Consider the following 20,012-nt stretch of genomic DNA (forward strand, 5'->3'; position numbering starts at 1 on the left):
CCCTTCTCAACTTAGAACTTGAACTCGCCGATAATCGTCTTCAGCTCGCCGGAGAGTTCCTGCAAGCGGTCAGCCAGCTCGACCAGATTGTTGCTAACGCCAAGCTGTTCGCTGCCAAGCGATGCCACTTCCTCCGAGGAGGCCGACGATTGCTCGGCAACGGCGCTGACGCCGCTCATCGTCTCGGATAGCTGGCGCTGCGTCTGCTCCAGCTCCTGGACCGAAGTCGTGACTTCCGACAGCTTGGCGGAGAGGCTGCCCATGCGCTCCTGCACGCTGCCGAAGATGACGTCCGCTTCTTGTACGGACACCGCCTGCTGGCGGAACATCGGATATACCTCGGAGAGCGAAGACACCGTCTCGGCCACTTCCAGCTGGATTTGCTTCGCCATCTTGCTGACCGTCTGGATGGACGACTTGGACTGCTCAGCCAGCTTGCGGATCTCGCCCGCCACGACCATGAAGCCGCGCCCGGCCTCCCCGGCGCGGGATGCCTCGATCGTCGCGTTCAGTGAAAGGACATTCGTCTGCTTCGTAATGTCGTTCAGCAGCACCGAGATCTGGTCGACTGCCTTCGCACTGTCTCCGAGCTTGCCGACCTTCTCGACGAGCGCGCGGGTCATCTCCTCCGTCTTGTCCGTCTGCACGATCAACACCTTCATCGCATCGGTTCCTCGCGCGCTGGCTGCCCGTACTTCCTCCGCGGAAGCTCCCATCTCGTCGTTGGCATGGATCGTCCGCACAACACGCTCGTTAATCGCGTCGGTCAGCGATTGGCCGCGTTCGGCTTCGATCGCAAGCGTGGACGCGCCGCCGGCGATCTCTTCAGTCGCCGTGGAAATTTCCTTCGCCGCTTGGGCGGTCCGCTTGGAAGCATCAGCCAGCTCTTGCGCGGTCTTCAGTACATGCAGGGCCGATTCATTCGTACGCGTGACCAGCTTCGTAATATTCTCCATCATAACGTTGAAGCTCATTCCGAGTCGCCCGATTTCGTCCCTGCCTTTAATGTCGGAGCGAACGGTCAGATTGCCCTGCTCGCCCTCGTTCATCAGCATACTAAGCTGCACGAGCGGGCGGGCGACTTTGTGTACGATGAACCAGCCAATCCCGATGGCCAGCACCGCCGCGAGCACCGCCATGATCACGACGAAATTGAAAATTCGATCCGCTTGCGCAACCAGCTCCTCCGAACTGAAGCTGCCGACGACCAGCCATCCTTCCACGGCCGTCAGGTTCTGGTAGAGCATGATCATTTCCTCGCCCTGCACTTTGTCGTTGAACGAGCCGGCGGCCGCTTTCTCCTTCGGCATCTCGATATCGGCTCGCTTGCCGACTTCCGTCAGATCCGTGGAGGCAATGACCATCATATCCTCGCGTACGATCCGCTTGAGCCCGCCGGATTCGCCCAGCTTCACGTCCAGTTGCTTAGCCAGCGCTTCCGCCTTCATCTCCAGCTGGATGACGTACAGGTCGGAGCTCGTCGCCGGATTCTTAATCAGACGCGTCATCGTTACGACCGGCACTTCGCCGTTCTTCGCAGCGCTCCACGCCATCTTATCCTTGTTCTTCAGCGCAGATCTGAACCAGTTCTCGCCGGCGACGTACTTGACGTTATTGGCCGTATTGCCCATATGAAGGAATTGATTGCCCTGCAGCGTATAGAGAGATACGCCCAGCACGTCCCCATCCGAGAGCAGCCGCTCCTGCAGACGCTGCTTCAGGACGAGCCCCGCGGCCATCCGCTGCGCGTCCCCCTTCGCGGCGATCATGCCCTGTGCTTGTTGGATGATGTCCGATTCCATCAGAATGGAGGAGACAAGCGATTCGTACCGCATTAATGTCGCGTCGACCTTGTCGCCAGTCAGCATAACACTCTGTTCACTAGCGGCGGATACGTTATCCTCCAGCATATTCTTGGCGATCGAGTACGAGAACGATCCGACGACGAGCACGAAGGCGACGATCGCGACGAATATCGTCGTAAACAGCTTAAAGCCGACCGAGTGCAAAAACTTCAACCCGCCTTTGAATTCTACCTCCCTGATCTTCCGGCCCACGTTCGCTTCTTTCCACTTGCGGACCGCCACGCGCACGAGCGGGCGCGCCTTCGCCGAGGCTGTGTTCCCCCATGACTTTAGCATCTTCAACCGCTTACTTGCGTTAAGCCGCTCCTTCAACCGCAATTTCGCCACCCCATCTTTTATTCATCATCATGCCAGGCTACAAGCAGTTTCTTCTGTATTACATTGATGTCACGAAACTTAACATTAAAAATAGTAATGCCTATGCTAGAAGATTGTCAACCTATGACTATGTATGTCGAATTAGGTAGTTTCGACTAATATTCTATCACGAAACTCACCTTTAAATAAGCATATAGGAATTTAATGGCTAAATTTTTTTTGCAAAAAAACCCTCGACCGCGGATAGTCGCGTTCGAGGGTTGATTGCCCGATTCGATCGGTTATTTCGCCGGTGTAGGAGCAGGCGTTGCTGTCTCGCCCGCTTCTTGAACGGTGTTGCTCTCCTGATGCGGCTTCACCTTACGGATGAAGAAGGCCAGCACGAGCGCCGCAATCGTAATCCATGTCGCGACGACGAAGGAGTGGTTGATGCCATCTACCGTTGCTTGCTGAACGATCGCGCCCATTTTGACTTTGTCCGTCTGATCGACTTGGCCGGCGATCACGAGTTCTTTCACCCGGTCCGCAGCATGGTTGGACATGATCGTCACCAGCAGCGCCGTGCCGAGCGCGCCCGCCACGTTGCGGAGCGTCTGCGACATCGCCGAGCCGTGCGCATTCAGCCGCGCCGGCAGCTGGTTCATGCCCGCCGTTTGGATTGGCATCATCAGCATCGACATCCCGAACATGCGGGCTGTGTACATGAAGAGCATGTGATTGTACGTCGTATCGACCGTCAGCTTGCTGAATTCGTACGTCGTGATCGTCGTGATGATCAGACCGACGACCGCCAGCCAACGTGCGCCGATTTTATCGAAAATAATACCGGTGATCGGTGACATGATACCCATGAGAATCGCGCCAGGCAGGAGCAGCAAGCCGGATTCGAGCGGCGTGAAGCCCCGGATCGTCTGCAGATAGATTGGCAGCAGGATCATGCCCGAGAACATCGCCATCGTGATAATAACGTTAATGACTGTCGTCAGCGAGAACATGCCGTAGGAGAACACGCGGATCTCCAGCAGCGGCTTGTCGACGGTGAGTTCGCGCCAGACGAACAACGCCAGCGAGACGACGCCCACGATGAGACAAGTCAGCACGATCGCGCTGTCCCAGCCGTCTTTGCCGGCGTCGCTGAAGCCGTACAGCAGACCGCCGAAACCGAGCGTCGACAGAATGACGCCGAGCGTATCGAGCTTCGAGTCGACGTTGCGCGTCACGTTCTTCATCGAGATCGCGCCGTAGATCAGCGCGAACAGCGACAGCGGCAGCACCACGTAGAAGAGTACGCGCCACGAGTAATGCTCGACGATCCAGCCGGACAGCGTCGGTCCGACCGCAGGGGCGAAGATCATCGCAAGACCCATCATGCCCATCGCCTTGCCGCGTTCCTCGACCGGGAAGATGGTCAGGAAGACGATCGACATGAGCGGCATCAGAATACCTGCGCCGGCGGCTTGCACGAGACGGCCGGCCAGCAGCGTCTCGAAGCCTGGCGCGATGGCGCACAGGATCGTTCCGAGAACGAATAGAGAAACCGAGGTGATAAATAAATTCCGCGTCGTAAATTTGCTAATCAGATAGGCGCTGACCGGAATCAGAACCCCGTTGACGAGCATATAGCCGTTAGACAGCCATTGCACCGTATTGGCGCTGACGCTCAAATCCGCCATGATCTTCGGAAGCGCGACGTTCAGCAGCGTTTGCGCGAGCAGGGCGACGAAAGCCCCGATCAGCAGGGAGGCGACGATCGGTCCCCTCCGCAGCGTTTGCGTTATAGCTTGACTCATGTTTGTTCCCTCTCTCACTCTCTGTTTAATGTATGGTGAAGGCGACGCGCGTCTATTCGGCAGCCCGGGCGCTTGCTTGCGCATCGCTCGACGGGCGGTCCAACAGCAGCGTGAAGATCCGACACAAATGCTCGATGTCCTCGTCGTCCAGCCGGGCGAAAATCGTCTCGAGCGCATCCTGCTGCCGGTTTTTGATCCGTTCGACGAACTCGCGTCCCTCATCCGTAATGGCAAGAAGGGCGACTCGCCGATCGTGGCCGTCGCGCGTACGCGTCACGTACCGCTTTTGCATCAGCCTGTCGGCTAGCCCCGTCACCGCGCCCGGCGTTACGCCGAGCATCTCCGCCAGATCAGCCGACTTCCCAGGTCCTTCGGCATGCAGCGCATAGAGCATGCGAAACTGCGAAATGGACAAGTCGTGCTCCATCGTCTCTTTCCACTCTTGCGTCGCTTTCTTCATGAAACACTTGAATAGCGCAGGTAACTCCAGCAACCGGGCATTCGCCTGCATCGGCTCCACCTTCTTTTTCATTTACCGCTCAATTGTTTAGATCTAAACCTTTAGCTCTAAAACATTTAGTAATATACCTTATTTCCTCGCTCTAGGTCAATGGTATTTTTGCTATCGGCAGAAATCATTCTTAGATTGCCCCCGCCATTATGCTCTAATTCACTATGCATGCCGCCTTCTCCGCAAGCGGAAGCCAGCACTCGTCCGGACGGCATGCCAAAAAGACCCACGCTGCCGTGGGTCTCTTCAAACTTAGCGTTATTGTCTGCGGACGTGTCCCCCCGCCGCTCTCGAAGGCCATTCGATTGGCTACAGCACCTTCGACAAGAAGACGCGCGTCCGCTCCTGCTTCGGCTGCTCGAAAATCTCCGACGGCGATCCGATCTCCACGATGCCGCCCTGCTCCATGAAGACGACCCGGTCCGCCACTTCTCGGGCGAAGCCCATCTCGTGCGTTACCACGACCATCGTCATGCCTTCCTTCGCCAGCTGCTTCATGACCGCAAGCACTTCGCCGACCATCTCCGGGTCGAGGGCGGAGGTCGGCTCGTCGAACAGCATGATCTTCGGCTCCATCGCCAGCGCCCGCGCGATCGCCACCCGCTGCGACTGTCCGCCGGAGAGCGAAGCAGGATAGGCGCCGGCCTTCTCCGCCAGCCCCACCTTGCCGAGCAGCTCTATCGCTTTGGCCTTCGCCCGCGCAGGATCTTGCTTTCTCACTTTAATAGGAGAAAGCATAATGTTGTCGAGCACCGTCAAATGCGGGAACAGATTGAACTGTTGAAACACCATCCCAACCTCGGTCCGGATCTCGGTCAGCTTCGTCGCCTTGTCCATGAGCGACCGGCCCTCGATGCGAATATCCCCGTTCTGCGCGGTCTCCAGCCCGTTCAGACAGCGAAGCAGCGTCGATTTGCCAGAGCCGGAAGGACCGATCACGACCATCACTTCGCCTTCCTGCACATCCACGCTGACGTTCTCGAGGACTACGTTCGCGCCGTAGGCTTTTCTCAGTTGGCTTACTTCAATTACGGCCGCCATGGGCTACACCTTCCTCTCTACGTAGCTGAGCACCTTGCCAAGTACGTACGTCAAGATGAAATAGATGAGCGCCGCTGCCAAATAAGGCTCCCATACGCGGGAATACTGCGCCGCCATCGCCTTGCTCCAATACATAATCTCCGGCGCCGTGATCACCGCTACCAGCGACGAATCCTTGATCAGCGTAATGAACTCGTTGCTGAACGCCGGCACCATTCTCCGGATCGCCTGCGGCAGGATGACGAGCCGCATTGCCTGGGCGTGCGTCATGCCGAGCGAATACGCCGCCTCGGTCTGGCCGCGGTCGATCGATTGAATGCCGGCCCTGTAGATTTCCGCCGTGTAAGCGGCTGCATTAAGCGCCAGCGCAACGACGGCCGCGATGATGGCGTCCGTGCGGTCCAGAATCAGCGGCACGAGGCCGTAATAGACGAGGAAAATTTGCACGAGCAGCGGCGTGCCGCGGAAGAAGTTGATGTAGATGCTCGCGGGATAATTGAAATACCAGCGCACGGACATTTTGCCCAGGCTGATGACAAGACCGAGAATCGAACCGATGATAATCCCCGCAAGCGAGATTCCGATCGTGTACAAGGTTCCCTTCATAAGAAGCGGTAAGTAGTCCAGTATGATATCAAACCTAAAATCCATGTATGTCGCCCTTTCCGCTTTATTAACTCCGACTGAATGCTGTATTCCCGGTCTTACGACCGTGAACGCAAACCAATGCGCATGGGCTGAATGCTGTATTCCCGGTCTTACGACCGTGAACGCAAACCAATGCGCATGGGCTGAATGCTGCATTCGCAATCTTCGGATTGCGAACGCAAACCAATCAGCCTTATTAGCGCAATGCTGCATTCCCGCTCTTTCGACCGTGAACGCAAACCAATGCGCATGGGCTGAATGCTGCATTCGCAATGCGCGAATGCAAACCAATCAGCCTTCTCAAACAAAAAGCATGCGTGTCGCTACCGCTTGACGCATGCTCCGAATCCGTACCTGCCGCTTACTTCGCTTCTTCGTGCTTCTTCAGCTCCGCGAGCAGGTTCGTCGTGTCCGGCTCTTCGCCGAACCAAGTCTTGTACACTTCCGCGTATTTGCCATTCTCGATGACCGCTTTCACGGCCGGGTCGAGCTTCGCTTTCAACTCGCTGCCTTTCGGAAGCAGGATACCGTAATATTCGGAGGCGAACGAAGGGTCCGTTACGCTTTCGTATTTCTTGTCCGGATTGTTCTTCAAATACTCTTGCACGATCGCAATGTCCGCGACGACCGCGTCCGCGCCGCCTTGATCCATGTCCATGAACGCCAGCGTGTTGCTCTCGAAGCGCTTCAGCTTCGTGTTGCCGTTGCCCATGATGCCGGTCATAATCTCATCGGCCGTCGTGGAGATCTGTACCGCGACCGTCTTGTCCTTCAAATCTTGGGCAGACGTGATGCCGCTGCCTTCTTTGACGAGGATGATGTTCGTCGATTCGAAGTATGGCAGGGAGAAATCATAGGTCTCCAAGCGCTTGTCGGTGATCGTCACGGACGAAATCGAGCCGTCGTAGTCTTTGCCCTGCTGCACGCTGGCGAGCATTGTCTCCCACGCGACGTTCTTCACTTCGTACTTCAGTCCCGCTTCTTCCATGACGGCCTTGAGGAAGTCGATGTCGAAGCCGACGATATCTTCTTTGTCCATGTACTCCATCGGCGCATAGGTAGCGTCGCTCGCGATCATGTAGGTCTTCGCATTTTCACCGCCGCTTCCGCTGTTAGCCGCATTGTTCGTGCTTTCGTCATTTTTCGATCCACAAGCCGCCAGAACAACGACAAGTAACGCAAGAATTGACAATAACTTCAATTTCTTCATACGAACACCCTTTACTATTTGATGGATTTATCAAAATAGTAGCAGGAATCAGATATCTATACAATGAAAGATTTGCAAAAATGTTAGTAAACATAACATCTCTGCCTTATCCTGAAGTTTCGACCCGGTTGCGGCCGTTCGCCTTGGCCATATAAAGCGCTTTATCCGCCCGTGCGATTAGCGCTTCGCCGGATGGGTCGTCGTCATCGCTCAACTGCGCCGCGCCGAAACTCATGGTCAGCTCATAGGGCGGCAGCGATTGTTCGATGACCGCTACCCGAAGCCGCTCCGCTTCCTCGGCCGCCGCTTGGCGATCGCAGCCCGGCAGCAAAATGCAGAACTCTTCCCCTCCGTAACGGAAGGCAAACCGGCTGCCCGCTTCGCCGCCTTGAAGCACGCGAGCCGTATGACGCAGCACCCGGTCTCCTTCCAAGTGGCCGTATCGGTCGTTGAACTGTTTGAAGTGGTCGATGTCGCACAACACTAAGCTAAGCGGCATGCCGCTGGATAGCGCAGCCTCGGCCATCGCGGCCAAATGCACGTTCAGCTGCCGCCGGTTCGGTATGCCGGTTAAGCCGTCCAGCAAGGCCAGCTCCTCTATTTTGCCGAATTTCAGCTTCAGTTCCATGCGCATGACGTCGATGCCCGCGATAAGGCGGTAGAGATCGTCACGCTCTCTGCGGGCTGGCAAGCGTTCGTCGAATTTGCGGTCCCCGAAGCCGCGCACCGCCTCGGACAGGTCGTGAAGCACCGTCGTATCCCGGTGAAGCTTGCGCGCCAGCAGCATGATTAACAGCACGATAATCGCAATTGCACCGATTCCGAACCCAAACAGCTTGATCCCAATACTGCGCTGCAGATGGGAGAAGGCGGCTTCCTTCTCTCCCTGGAGCACACTCCCCGCGAAATCGATTTTCCGCCGGAACTCGTCGAACAACTGCTTCCCTCTCGCCAGCTGTTCGGTCCCGGAGGTATGGCCGAGCCGTTTGGCCGCGATCTGTTCTTCCGCGTAATCGTGCCAATACAACCCTTGTTTGATCGCCTCCTGGATCGCGACGGAGGCTTTCATATAGGTGTTGCCCTCCACGTCGATAACCGCGATCAGCCTGTAGAACTCAAGCGTCCCCGATTCGTACGGCTCAAGAAACGCATCGTCGCCCGTCAGCTCGAATCCGCGCTGACCGGTCTCTTGGTCGATCAGGGAGGAGCGCAGCTTATCCAGATGCTGCGTAAACTTGTGCAGTCCGCCTTGCGCGCGGATGGATTCTTTGAAATCCTGGTTGATCCAGTACAAGCCCATCGATTCCAGCAGGATGAGCAGCAGCCCGCCCGTCAGCACGGCGATGTAGATGGTGCGTCCGAATCGATGCCTCGGTATATACAAACGGCTAAACATCGGCTCCTCCCTTCCTGATGAATACGTTTTCGACATGCCGGCCAGCTTTCCTCTCGTTCAATCCTATCCGCTGAGAAAAAGCAGCCTATCCCTCTGACGACAGCACAAGATCGGATTCCCGGCCCTTCCTCCCCAGCCCCGGACCAAGTCCATCGTCACCGCTTCCGCACATAAGCATGGCCGAATTGATCCGCCGGCAAGGGCCGGCTGAAATAATAGCCCTGAATCCAGCCACACCCGCGCGACCTCAGGAATTGGTACTGGTCCGCCGTCTCGACGCCTTCGGCGATGACTTCCAGCTTCAAACTCGACGCCATAGCGAGAATCGCCTCCACGATCGTCGCCTGCTCTTCGTTCCCGCCGATGTCGCGCACGAATGTCTGATCGATCTTCAGCTTGTCGACCCGGATTCGTTTCAGCACGCCGAGCGACGAGTACCCCGTGCCGAAATCGTCCATCGCAATTTGGATGCCGGCATTCTTAATAGCCAACAGCTTGACGATGGCGTCCCCCTCGTCTTGGATCGCAATACTCTCCGTGATCTCCAGCACCAGCCGATCTGGCGGCAGTCCGGTCTCCTCGACAATTCGCAGCACGCCCGCCGCGAAATCCGTCTCTTGGAATTGACGCGACGATACGTTGACCGAGATTTGAAACGCACCCAGCCCCTCCCCGAACCATTGCAGCGCCTGTATACATGCGGTCCGGATGACCCATTCGCCGATCGGCACGATGAGCCCCGTCTCCTCGGCGATGGGTATGAACGCAGCCGGCGAGATCATCGCACCGCTCTTCGGCTGCCAGCGGATGAGCGCCTCGGCGCCTACGATCTGCTGCGTCTGTGCGTTGACCTGCGGCTGGTAATGCAACCGGAGCTCGTCCTGCTCGAGCGCTCTTCGCAGCGCCTGTTCCATCTCCAACTTTCGCGTCACCGCCTCCGACAGCGCCTCCGTGTAGAAGACGACCTTCCCCCCGCCTTGGCTCTTCGCTTTGTCCAAGGCCAGATCCACGCTCCGCATCAGGTCGGAAGCCTCCTCCCCGGACTCCGCTACGGTAATGCCGAGACTCGCCGTCATGAGGAATTCGACTCGCTGCGCCAGATGGAACGGTCTTGATAGGGAACGCTGCACACGCTGCGCCCATTCCTGGAGATCCAGCCGATCGTATCGCCCTTCCAGCAGAATCGCGAACTCGTCGCCGCTCTGCCGCGCGACGATTCCCCGGTTGCCGACGACGGCAGTCAATCGCTCCGCTACCTGACAGATAATCAGATCGCCGGCCGCATGTCCGTACGTATCGTTCGCGTATTTGAAGCGGTCGAGGTCGACGATGATGACCACCGTCTTCATTTCCGCCCCCTGCATCTCTCTTCCCGCCAGCGCCTCCTCAACCCGCTGCTCGAAATACCGCCGGTTCGGCAAATTGGACAACGGGTCGTGATTGGCCAAATATTCATAACGCTCCAGCAGGTGTTGGGATTGCTTGACCAGCGCTTCATTCTCGCGCAAGACGATCATCTGGCGGACGACGATAACGGCCACCGTTAGACTGCCGCCGATCAAGACGCCATTCCATTGCTCGAGTTGATCCAGGGCGCAGCCGACGAGCACGACCAGTGCCACAGCTGGCAGGAACGTCCTGATCTGCGAGCGAGCGGGGGACGAGAGTTGCTCCTCCCTACCAGGTGTCTCGTCCTGCCGCGCATTGGGGAATAACCCTGCCAATGGAAACAGCATTATGCTGATGCCGTAGAGCGGCGCGGTCCAGCTCGCGATGAAGCTCTCGCCCCGATGGGCTAGCAGCGCGTATAGACCGTCCGAAATGCCAAGCAGCACGATGGCGGCGGTCATAACGAGCCAAGCGCGCGTAGATAGAAACGTGCGATACCCGAAGAACAGCGCCGACATGCTGCTGAGCGCGATGAAGTCGTAGACGGGATACATGGCCGTCGCAAGGAACTCGAAGCCGTTCCTCGTTTCCCAGAACGCCCATAGCCCTGGAGATACCGCGTACACCCAGAACAACGTCCCCACCACCATAATGACTGTGAGCGTGTCCAGCAAATAGCGCATGCCGCGATACAAGTTCCGATGCTTGCCGAATAAATAGACGAATGCCGCAATCATGGTGAAAATTTGCAGATTCCAAAGTAAATCCGCTAGGCTGGGGGAACGCGGGGGGCCGTCATTCGCCAGATACAAGGCGTCCCAGACAAGCTGAGCTGCCGCATAGATCAAGCTGCTGAAGCCAATCAGCTGCCAGAACCTGCGCAAGGTCGCGTCATGCTGTGCCGCGATACGGCGCAGCATGACCCATGACGCCAGAGGCGGAGCCAGCGGCAGCGCAAGCAACGGCCCCTCGCCCCATGGGCTAAGATAAGGCGCGTATATGAGGAGATAATGCAGTCCCGCATATCCCGCTATGGCTATCGCCAATAACCAGATTCGTGTATTTGCCTTAGTTACCCTCAAGCTATTGACCTCCAGCTCTCTCGCGCGCAGGTTGCGTTCATCGCCATCTCTGTTTGTCGTCTTCCCGGCCAGACGGTACAATAGAAGTATCCGAGTTCGCACCGGGAAGGGAGGACCTTATATGCATAACCAGAAGCTGCTAACCGATCAGGATTTCGCCGAGGCCATGGACAAAGGTGCCCGCCTTCGGGTGTTCCAAGACGATCACGTCATCGATTCCGGCGGCGTCATTATCCGATTCGATGCCGAGACGGTCGTGATCCAATCCTCCGTCAGCGACGTCGCGTACCACTCGCGGCGAGGCTGCGAATTTTTCGCTATGAAACGAAAATAGCCCCGCCCCTGCCCGAACGCCCTTCCTCCCGAAGGGCGTTCGCCGTTATCGGACAACCGGCGAAGGGCTAGGCGAAGCCACGATCCGGTTGCGCCCGCTGCGCTTCGCCTCGTATAACAGCGCGTCGGCTTCGGCGAAGAACGCGGCTTTCCCCTGACCTGGCTGAAGCGCCCGCAAGCCGGCGCTGATCGTCGCCGTCCCCTCTTCCATCTCGGGATGGCGCAGCCGGCTGATCGCGACGCGCACGTGCTCCATGAGCCGGAACGCCTCGTCCATCGTTTTGCCGCTGAACAGGATCGCGAATTCCTCGCCGCCGTAACGCGCGACGAACTCCGCCGCCGTCACGGACTCCGCGATCGTCTTGGCCACTCGCCGGAGAATGGCGTCCCCCGCGCTATGGCCGTAATTGTCGTTAATCCGCTTGAAATGGTCGATGTCCACGATCGCCAGCTGAACCTCCGACTCCCCGCGGCAGCCCCGATCCACCAAGCGGTCCAGTTCCTCCTGGAACGTCCGGTGATTATACAAGCCCGTCAGCGAATCGGTTCGGGCCATCTTGTCGACGATCATCTTCTCGATCCGCAGTTCTTGCTCGGTATCGATCGCCTTGCGAAGCGACCCCATGACCTCGACTTCCCGCTGCAGCACCGCGTAATAGATGATGTATCCCGCGCACAATAGGGCGGTGTAGGCCATCAATTCATAGTGCAATAGCCGATCCTGATACTCCGGAAGAAACACGTAAGCCAGCATGTAACTAAACAGGCTGGCCACGAAACTGAACATGAGCACGCCTAAGCGAAAGAAAATGAGCGACACCGCCATCGGCAGCAGGAGCGCCAGTTCCAACCCGTGCACGTCCGGCATCGTCACCGTAAGCGCCATCGTGATGCCGATGCCGCCCAGCACCAGCACGTAGATCGCCAGCGACCGCGGAGCTACGCGAACGATCGCGTAGGTCAGACCGATCACCGCCAGCTGCATGATCGTCGGTCGTACGACGATCGAGACGAAAAAGTCCATCTGCAGCCCTTCGCTAATCGTGCGCGTGATCACCCAGGCCAGCATTTCGCCCGTCACCGACAGCATGACGATGAACAAGTAGAAGAGCAGTATGCGCCGGGACCAATAGTCAAAATTCAACAGCGTCGGATCGTCCACCGCCCTGCCCTCCTTCCTCGAGCCGCATCCGGGTAAGTTCTACTCCGTAGGATGCCACAATCTGGGCGCGTTCAATCGTTGCGCGATGCAAGAAAAAGCCGCGGACAGGATCGCCTGTCCGCGGCTCGCATACGTGCAGCTTCATGAAGTTTCGGATCGCTTCTTGTTCAGTTCTTCCCGCCAACTGGCCATGAACGGATTTTGCCGAACCAATCGTTCCAGCTCCGACAACGCGGCAGCCCGCTCCCCCAGTTCCCAATCGATATCGCTGCGCAGCTTCCGATACCAGACATGCTCCGGGTTCCCCGCCAGCGCCGCGTCGATCTCCGCATCGGCGATGGTCAAGTAGGCGCGATCGCGCCGCTCCATGTAACCCTCGTAATAGAGCCGTGCTTTACGGTCATGCGCGGCATCATCGTATATTCCGAATGCCATACTCCGCTCTAAATAGCTGACCGCATCCGCCAGCCTTTCTTGACTTGCAGCCCGTATCGCGCGGTCATAATAGGTCTGCGCGAGCAAGGTGCTGCCGGCCAGGAGAGCTAACATGATACAACATGCCGCTATCGGGGCCTTCGCCCATCCTGCTCGCAACCCGGCGTCGCGCTTCACCAGGTTATCGCCGTCTTCCGTTTGAATGCCCAGGAAGATGAATAGCGCGAACAAATACGGAGAGGAGAACGTAAAATCGAGCAAGCTTTGCAGCCAAAGAGCGATACAAGCCGCCAGCCGCGCGACCTCGAACGAATGCAGCCCCTCCTTGCTTCGACGCACGCTTCGGATGCCGTTCGCCACGACAAGCACCGTGACGGCCAGGAATGTTCCGACTCCGACTATTCCGGCGTCCAGCCAAGTTTGCAGCAGATGATTGTGAAGATAAGCGATATAATAATCCGCGCTCTGATAGCGATACTGCAGCTCGGCCCAAGCCCCACCGCCATACCCCGTCCAGATGGAATCACGGATCATGTCGAGACCGTCTTCGTAATAAACAAGCCGGGTTCGCAAGTCGGTCAGATTGGAGGAGAGCGACAGCCATCTGAAGATGCTCCCGCCCCAGAGCACGAGCGCGGCGAAAATCGCAGCTAAGGCGCCCATACCGACTGCGGCCAGCGGGAGTCTCCGAGTCGCCATGCGCGACAGCCCCCAGACGAATCCCCCGGCGAAGAGGATCGTCAATGCGAATAACCACAGCGAATTGCCGTAACAAGCCGCCCCCGCGACGCCCATTAGCGATACGCTCGCATAGTTCCCCCACGCCAGCCGGTCGCCTCTTCGGGAGGCCAACAGACTAACGAACGCGCCGAGAACGCCGAGCGCAAATACGGTTCTCGATTGGGTCAATCCTATGCCGAGCGCGAAGGTATAGGCTGCCGGCAAATAAAACGTCTGCTTGCCCGCCATGTATAAGGGAAACCCAAGCACGGAACAAACCAGCAGGAGAATACCTAACCCGTTCGCATAATCCATGAAGCCCGCCAGACGACCCTCATAGAATAGGCCGAGGGCAAGCCCGAGTATCGTCGTCAGCGCGGCGGACATCACCATAACCTGAATAAGCTTCCGGTATGCCGTCGCGGTAATCGCCCATCCAAGGACGGCTACCGACACAGGAATGATCGATTTCAGCGCCTCCTGGAGCGCATGCGCTGGCGCAACCGCATAGAAGACGGGGATGCCATAGCCAACCATGCAGGCGGCTAGCGCTCCAATCAACGCAGGCTGGCGCAACCGAAGCCGGTCACTCATGGCAACGAGTAACAGCAGGAGGGCGCATACAGTCGAGGCCGTCAAAAATTCGCGTTCCAGCAGGAGACCGTGAAGCAGCATACCCGAAACAAGGAAACCCGCGAGCGCCCAGAAGGCGACGCGCTCCGTGTTGGTTTTGGCGGGCGAAGCCGCCGAATTGCGTTTCGTTCCCATCACACCCTACATCCTTTTCCATTCGGAACTAAACAACGAGAGACCCGCTTGCACGGGCCTCTCGAGTGTACATCATTATTTAGAAGAATGCTGCAGAAGATTCCACACCATCTGAGATGCTTCAGCTCTAGTAGCTGCGCCTTGTGGCCGGAAATTGCCCATTGCGTCGCCCTGCACGAGGCCGGTCCGAAGCGCCTGAGCGGAAGCCTCTTTGGCCCACCCGCTAATTTGCTTCTGATCTTTGAAGGCAGCACTGCCTTGCTGTGCGGCCGCCTCCGTTCCGTTCAGCTTAAGCGCCTGCACCAGAATCACGGTCATCTCCTCGCGCGTAATCGGGCTCAGCGGGCGGAAACGCTTCGCTTGATCGCCTCGAACCAGACCAGCTTCGTAGGCGGCAGCCGCTTCATCCGCGTACCAGGCGCTGGACGCCACGTCGCTGAACGGCGCCGCGCCGGACGCCTTAAGATCCAGCGCCTTCGCGACCATCGCGATAAACTCCGCGCGCGTAAGCTTCTTCTCCGGCGCGAACGCGGTAGCCGATACCCCTTGTACGATCTGACGGGCAGCCAGCTGCTGAATGACGCCGTATGCCCAGTGCTTGGCGGATACATCCGCGAACGTCTTCTTCCAAGTCAGGACGCCGTACGTGCTGAAATGATGAACTTCCGCAATAAGCGCATCGCCTTCCCAACGGCCGGCGACGTACTCCAGCTTGCCATCTTCACCGATGAAGTACACATGCGTAAGATTCTTATCCACGCCTGCCGCCGCCTTCAGCGTCAGCGTAATCGGCTCGTCGAATTCGGACAACGTCTTGCTTTGTCCGTCCTTGGTCGAGACGGTGAGCTTCAAATTATATACGGTCCCGGCTACGACAATCTCGTCGCCGCCGGAGCCAAGCTTGCCAAGCTCCGCGCTTGACACCGGCTCCATCGCAAGACCGACGCTTGCGCCTGTCTCTTGCCCGCTCGGGATGAGGGAGGAGAGCTGCTTCAATACGGCAGCCGGAAGCTGGACCGTACCGCTCTCCGATTCGATCGCAACCCCTTTGTCGATGCTGCCTACCTTCAATACGCTGGCCGGGAGCGACACCTGCTGGGCACCTTTAACGTCCAGGTTCAGCTTGCCGTTGACCGGAGCCGGAAGCGTTGCTTCCGTGAACTCCGCTTTCTTCGCTCCGGATTGCTCCGGCGGTGTTCCCGCGTTGCCCGGTACGCTACCTGGCACGCCGCCTGGTACACCGCCGCCTGCGCCGCCACCGCCGCCGCCGTTGCCGCCGCCGTTGCCGCCGCCGTTGCCGCCGCCTTCATCCGTGTCCGTTAGCGTAATGGATTGCTGCAGCTTGATTTGCTCGTTCGGTCCGATCGGCAAGGAGAACTCCACGGTATACTTCCCGGCAGGGAGCGTCCATGGAATATCCAAGCTGCCTTCCAGCACATTCATTTGATTTTTGAGTACGCTCTTCCCTTGGCTATCCTTCACGGTGACATTCGCGAACACGCTATTCGCGTAGTTGAAATTACCTTGGTACGGATAAGTCGTTTGTTCCGCGGCCCGCAGTCCGAGCGGACCGGTCGGCGGATTGATGCTTTGCCGCATGACGTCGACCGATAACAACTGAAGGCTCCCGCTCATGATTTTAGGGGAAATCGTCAGATAAGCCCCGTTCTCGCCTTTGACGTGCTTCTGACTCAACAACAGGGAAGAAGATGCCGCTTCAGCTTTGCCCGTAAACGGAAGAACCATATCGCCCTTCACATTCAGGGGCGACGCCGTTTTCCATCCATATTTCCAAGGTGTTTCGTTCGTTTCGCCTCTTACCGTAGTAAACGAAAGCGTCTGTCGACCTTCGGTAACCATAAGCCGGTCCAATGCCGAGTTGAGGTCGGAATAATAGTAAGAGTAATAACTATTCCCATTGTATTTATCGTAAGCGAACGATGTAAATGAACGGTCCCCTTGCAACTTCACAGTGCTGGTCGGCAAAGAATTAATCGAAAACTTGTCCTCCGCCGCGTTAAGCTCCCCTTCTTTATGAATGACGTAACCCGTTGATTTGAAATCTCTTGCAGAGGCGCTCCAGTTGAACCGAGGCACATTCAAGACGATGCCATTGCCCGGATAACTATAGAAGACGAACGGCTCCTCGCTGCCTTCAACCGGTATCGCCAACTCGGCATACTGAACATAGTAAGGCCGCATGGGCTCAAGAAGGTCATCAGACTGAAGCAACGTGCCTTCTCCGACTTTTACGCTTTGCAAATCGAGCAATTGTCGGCCAGTCAACGTCAGCTGCGTGTAATATGCGCGTGCCGATGACGTCTTGTTCTCGCTCATCGTACCGTTAATATGCAAGGTATACTTCTTGTCGGCTTGCACGGCGGATACGTCGCGTATTACGAGCGCCCCCTGCTCGATGTAACCGTAGATCCGCTCGTTTCGATCGGACGACAAGATCTGTGCCGACCCCCAATCGCGGAGGAACGGATAGGATTTAGGCCCGACCAACGGGATTCGTTTGCCGCTCAACGCGGTCGTGGTCTTTTGATTCACTAGCGTCATTTGGCCAGCGACTTGCTTCACATCCGTCGGGAATAGCTGGTTGACCAACCGGAGAGTGTATGCACCTTCCGCAGCCGGCGCATTCAGACTCACCGCATCGAAGGACTCCGCGCGGATGACGTCTCCCACAGCCTTATCGTCTTTATCATATAGCTGATATTCCAGCACGGCAGGCAGCGTTGCCGCCGCGGCCGCTTTGGGCGATGTGCCGGAAGAAGCAGCATTGATTTCGTTGTAACGCACGCCCTCCGGAGCATCCACCACGACCATCGTCTTGATTCCGCTCGAGGTTATCGCCTTGAACTGCGCACCCTCTACAGTATTGGCAACCTTCGGGACGGCGTTAACGAGGCTCACTTTGTATAAATCGGACTTCTCTTCGCCCGCATAATAATCCGTGTAGATCTTCTGGTTGACGATGCCCGCTTCCATCGCCCCTGTCGCATCCATGCGCAGCTCGCGCGCGCCGACGCTGAACTGCCGGTTCTGCTGGACATTATCCAGGAACGCCTTGAACATATAGCGGTAATTGTCTTTCGTCACGGTATAATATACGTCCGTGCTGACGCCCTTGCTTACATCGTAAACCGCCGCTTCCTTGCCGCCCGCCTGGAGCAGAATGGTCGCGTCTTCGAAACCGGATGGCGGCGTCAGCCGAACAACATCTCTGTCCAATTGAATGGCTTTCGCTTGGCCTGGGACGAGGTCGAACGTGCGCTGGAGATAGTAGCCGTGATTGTCGGCTTCGTCCTGCAGCGCCGCCGCGGCGTTCAGCGTGCGACTCGTATGGGCATAAAGCGAAGCCGTGCCCTGCTTATCGAACGGTACGAGGACCGGCCAAGTCATATACCCATTATTGTCATTCCCGCTCGTCGTCAGAAGCACGGAGTCCGAGCTGTCCGCATGAGCGGACGTGAACGTTAATTTGGACAAATCCTGACCTTTAAACGAAAGTTCGTCTTGACCGGCCGTGATGGACTTGTTGTAGTACACTTTGCTCGTCAGGTCGGCGCTCTGCCCAACGACCACGACGTCATAGTTGTGCCCTGCGAGCAGATAGGCGTTCGGGATGAAGAACTTGCCCGGCTCTGCCAGCTTGGCTTGGAAAATCGGCACCGAGTAATAGGCCTCGCGGTCTGGATTGTAGCTGTACGGATGCTTCTCGTACAGGTAGATCTGTCCTGCCCGAAGCGCAGCGCCCGTCTCATCCTCCGCCGCGACCATGGTCCCGTTCAGTTGGTCCGTATGCGTGGACACCACATCGTAAGAGCTCGAGACCGTCAGCGGCTTCTCCAATCCAGGGAAGTTAACCGTAGCCGACAACACGTACTTACCGGATGCCAGCGGTTTCGCGAACTTCTCATTCCAATTGAATCGCGACCCGTTCGGTCCACTGACCTTATAGGCTTGAACGTTCTCCCCCGCTTGATTCTGAATGGCGTACTCGGCGTAGTAGCCACTCGAATCCATGCCGGGCTTCAGCCAAAACTCGTTCAGACGGAAATCGCCGCTCTGCACGTAAGTAGACACGTTCACTTCTTCACCGCCGCCAAGCTTGACTTGGCCGAACTTCAATTCGGGCTTCCCGAACTGGAGCGTCGTCTCTCCCGTAATCTCTCGATTACTGATCATCCAGAATAACGACCGATTCTCGAACTCTTCCAGAAGATATACTTGGTACACCCCGTTCGCTACGTACACGGTCCCAATACCATACGGATAGGAGAAGCCCATCTCTCCATCGTTCAGGATGACCTGCCCGTTATCCACCGTTGGGATATGAATGGCGACGCTAACGGTCGCGAGCTCCTCTTCGTGGAACGCCACCGTTGTCTCTTCGGCAATGTCGACGGTTTTTCGCAGAAAATAGCCCGCCCCTGCCTTCGTTCCGCTCAAGCCAATCTCCAACTTGCCGGGCTTCATCAGCAGAATCGTATTCACGTTGCCTCCGACAATAGGGTTAAATAGATTGGGCTTGGACTCCTGTTGAACCTTATATTGAACCTGGCTTCCTTGAAACCCCTTGATCGCGGTCGTATCCACGTGGACGGCCACCACGGTATCATCGACTTTCCAGCTGGCATTCGCCAGAAGTTCGGTTTTGGTCATATCGGCTGATTCGATATACCGAACATCCCTTCCGTTCCCATCCCCGAAACGCGCCATCAAGGTAATCCGATATTTCTCTGCCGGCATATTGGCGATCGCGGTCGCAAAGTTAAGACTTTGCGAAGCATAGTCCCATCCTGCATAGTTTAAACTCTCTAAATTGCCGCTAGCTGAAACCACCTGGATATACGCCTCCGCATACGATACGTAGTATCCTTCCGGCGCTTCGATCTTCACGACGCCCGGCGTGGAAGAAACCTTCGCAGCACTGGCCGATTGCGCCTCAGAAGCGCCCGCTTCCGGTAAAGGAAGCTCCTGATCCGCTCCTCCAGGCAGCGCTTGCTGGACGGGAAGATCCGTCCCCGCGCCGGCCTCCGTGCCAACCGTATCCCCTTCCGCAGCCGCCGGAGCTATGCTCCCCAATGTAAGCGCTGCAACTAAAAGCCATGACCACCATCTTTTCCCCATTCGCGAATGCCGCCCCTTCTCTCCCCGTTATCATGGCTTGACTCTACTATTTATTATGTAGATCGAAATACCTATCAAGCTACTTAAGTATAATGAATGCGATTGTAAAATTAAACAGAAATCTGGAAATATTCCACGTAAAGATTCTGCGAATAAGAGACCGGCCGGACACGGGGGCGCCGTATGCAAAGAGGCCGTCTTTCCC

The 20,012-nt window shown here is 57.1% G+C and carries 12 protein-coding genes; 1 reads left to right on the plus strand and 11 read right to left on the minus strand.

What is annotated here, in order from left to right; translation table 11 throughout:
• Positions 1-11 precede the first annotated feature (11 nt).
• The 8 genes from ACFFSY_RS08435 to ACFFSY_RS08470 all read right to left on the minus strand — a co-directional run bounded on the left by ACFFSY_RS08435 (position 12) and on the right by ACFFSY_RS08470 (position 11,250).
• Positions 12-2,141, minus strand: a complete 2,130-nt coding sequence (locus ACFFSY_RS08435; protein ID WP_377492755.1) for a methyl-accepting chemotaxis protein — start codon at positions 2,139-2,141, stop codon at positions 12-14.
• Between the two features lie 323 nt (positions 2,142-2,464).
• On the minus strand, positions 2,465-3,973 hold the full coding sequence (locus ACFFSY_RS08440; RefSeq protein WP_377492757.1) for a DHA2 family efflux MFS transporter permease subunit: 1,509 nt from the start codon (positions 3,971-3,973) through the stop codon (positions 2,465-2,467).
• A gap of 52 nt (positions 3,974-4,025) precedes the next feature.
• The gene (locus ACFFSY_RS08445; protein ID WP_377492759.1) at positions 4,026-4,505 is read right to left on the minus strand and encodes a MarR family winged helix-turn-helix transcriptional regulator; all 480 of its coding nucleotides are present in this window, start codon (positions 4,503-4,505) and stop codon (positions 4,026-4,028) included.
• A gap of 288 nt (positions 4,506-4,793) precedes the next feature.
• A complete protein-coding gene (locus ACFFSY_RS08450) occupies positions 4,794-5,525 on the minus strand; it encodes an amino acid ABC transporter ATP-binding protein (RefSeq protein ID WP_377492761.1) in 732 nt (243 codons plus the stop codon).
• 3 nt (positions 5,526-5,528) lie between these two features.
• The gene (locus ACFFSY_RS08455; protein WP_377492763.1) at positions 5,529-6,176 is read right to left on the minus strand and encodes an amino acid ABC transporter permease; all 648 of its coding nucleotides are present in this window, start codon (positions 6,174-6,176) and stop codon (positions 5,529-5,531) included.
• A gap of 358 nt (positions 6,177-6,534) precedes the next feature.
• Entirely contained in the window at positions 6,535-7,383 is an 849-nt protein-coding gene (locus ACFFSY_RS08460) for a basic amino acid ABC transporter substrate-binding protein (RefSeq protein WP_377492765.1), read from the minus strand.
• Between the two features lie 106 nt (positions 7,384-7,489).
• Complete coding sequence (locus tag ACFFSY_RS08465; RefSeq protein WP_377492767.1) at positions 7,490-8,779, minus strand: sensor domain-containing diguanylate cyclase; 1,290 nt, start codon at positions 8,777-8,779, stop codon at positions 7,490-7,492.
• A 155-nt stretch (positions 8,780-8,934) separates the two neighbouring features.
• Positions 8,935-11,250, minus strand: coding sequence for a putative bifunctional diguanylate cyclase/phosphodiesterase (locus ACFFSY_RS08470; protein ID WP_377492769.1), 2,316 nt, complete (start codon positions 11,248-11,250; stop codon positions 8,935-8,937).
• Between the two features lie 121 nt (positions 11,251-11,371).
• On the opposite strand from ACFFSY_RS08470, the gene ACFFSY_RS08475 reads away from it, so the two are divergent.
• Positions 11,372-11,584, plus strand: a complete 213-nt coding sequence (locus tag ACFFSY_RS08475; RefSeq protein ID WP_377492771.1) for a hypothetical protein — start codon at positions 11,372-11,374, stop codon at positions 11,582-11,584.
• Positions 11,585-11,629: 45 nt separating this feature from the next.
• On the opposite strand, the gene ACFFSY_RS08480 is transcribed toward ACFFSY_RS08475, so the two are convergent.
• The 3 genes from ACFFSY_RS08480 to ACFFSY_RS08490 form a co-directional block, all read right to left on the minus strand.
• Positions 11,630-12,745, minus strand: coding sequence for a GGDEF domain-containing protein (locus ACFFSY_RS08480; RefSeq protein ID WP_377492773.1), 1,116 nt, complete (start codon positions 12,743-12,745; stop codon positions 11,630-11,632).
• A gap of 141 nt (positions 12,746-12,886) precedes the next feature.
• Positions 12,887-14,668, minus strand: a complete 1,782-nt coding sequence (locus ACFFSY_RS08485) for an O-antigen ligase family protein (protein ID WP_377492775.1) — start codon at positions 14,666-14,668, stop codon at positions 12,887-12,889.
• 75 nt (positions 14,669-14,743) lie between these two features.
• Positions 14,744-19,807: an S-layer homology domain-containing protein gene (locus ACFFSY_RS08490; RefSeq protein WP_377492777.1), complete on the minus strand. Its 5,064-nt coding sequence runs from the start codon at positions 19,805-19,807 to the stop codon at positions 14,744-14,746.
• Positions 19,808-20,012 lie beyond the last annotated feature (205 nt).

The sequence above is a fragment of the Paenibacillus aurantiacus genome, assembly GCF_042431225.1.
In the GTDB taxonomy this organism is placed as follows: Bacteria; Bacillota; Bacilli; order Paenibacillales; family Paenibacillaceae; genus Paenibacillus_Z; species Paenibacillus_Z aurantiacus.

Bases quoted from the DNA above. Each gene is read 5' to 3' on its own strand.
- ACFFSY_RS08435 (WP_377492755.1), bottom strand. From the start codon at position 2,141: ATGCTAAAGTCATGGGGGAACACAGCCTCGGCGAAGGCGCGCCCGCTC.
- ACFFSY_RS08440 (WP_377492757.1), bottom strand. From the start codon at position 3,973: ATGAGTCAAGCTATAACGCAAACGCTGCGGAGGGGACCGATCGTCGCC.
- ACFFSY_RS08445 (WP_377492759.1), bottom strand. From the start codon at position 4,505: ATGAAAAAGAAGGTGGAGCCGATGCAGGCGAATGCCCGGTTGCTGGAG.
- ACFFSY_RS08450 (WP_377492761.1), bottom strand. From the start codon at position 5,525: ATGGCGGCCGTAATTGAAGTAAGCCAACTGAGAAAAGCCTACGGCGCG.
- ACFFSY_RS08455 (WP_377492763.1), bottom strand. From the start codon at position 6,176: ATGGATTTTAGGTTTGATATCATACTGGACTACTTACCGCTTCTTATG.
- ACFFSY_RS08460 (WP_377492765.1), bottom strand. From the start codon at position 7,383: ATGAAGAAATTGAAGTTATTGTCAATTCTTGCGTTACTTGTCGTTGTT.
- ACFFSY_RS08465 (WP_377492767.1), bottom strand. From the start codon at position 8,779: ATGTTTAGCCGTTTGTATATACCGAGGCATCGATTCGGACGCACCATC.
- ACFFSY_RS08475 (WP_377492771.1), top strand. From the start codon at position 11,372: ATGCATAACCAGAAGCTGCTAACCGATCAGGATTTCGCCGAGGCCATG.
- ACFFSY_RS08485 (WP_377492775.1), bottom strand. From the start codon at position 14,668: ATGGGAACGAAACGCAATTCGGCGGCTTCGCCCGCCAAAACCAACACG.
- ACFFSY_RS08490 (WP_377492777.1), bottom strand. From the start codon at position 19,807: ATGGGGAAAAGATGGTGGTCATGGCTTTTAGTTGCAGCGCTTACATTG.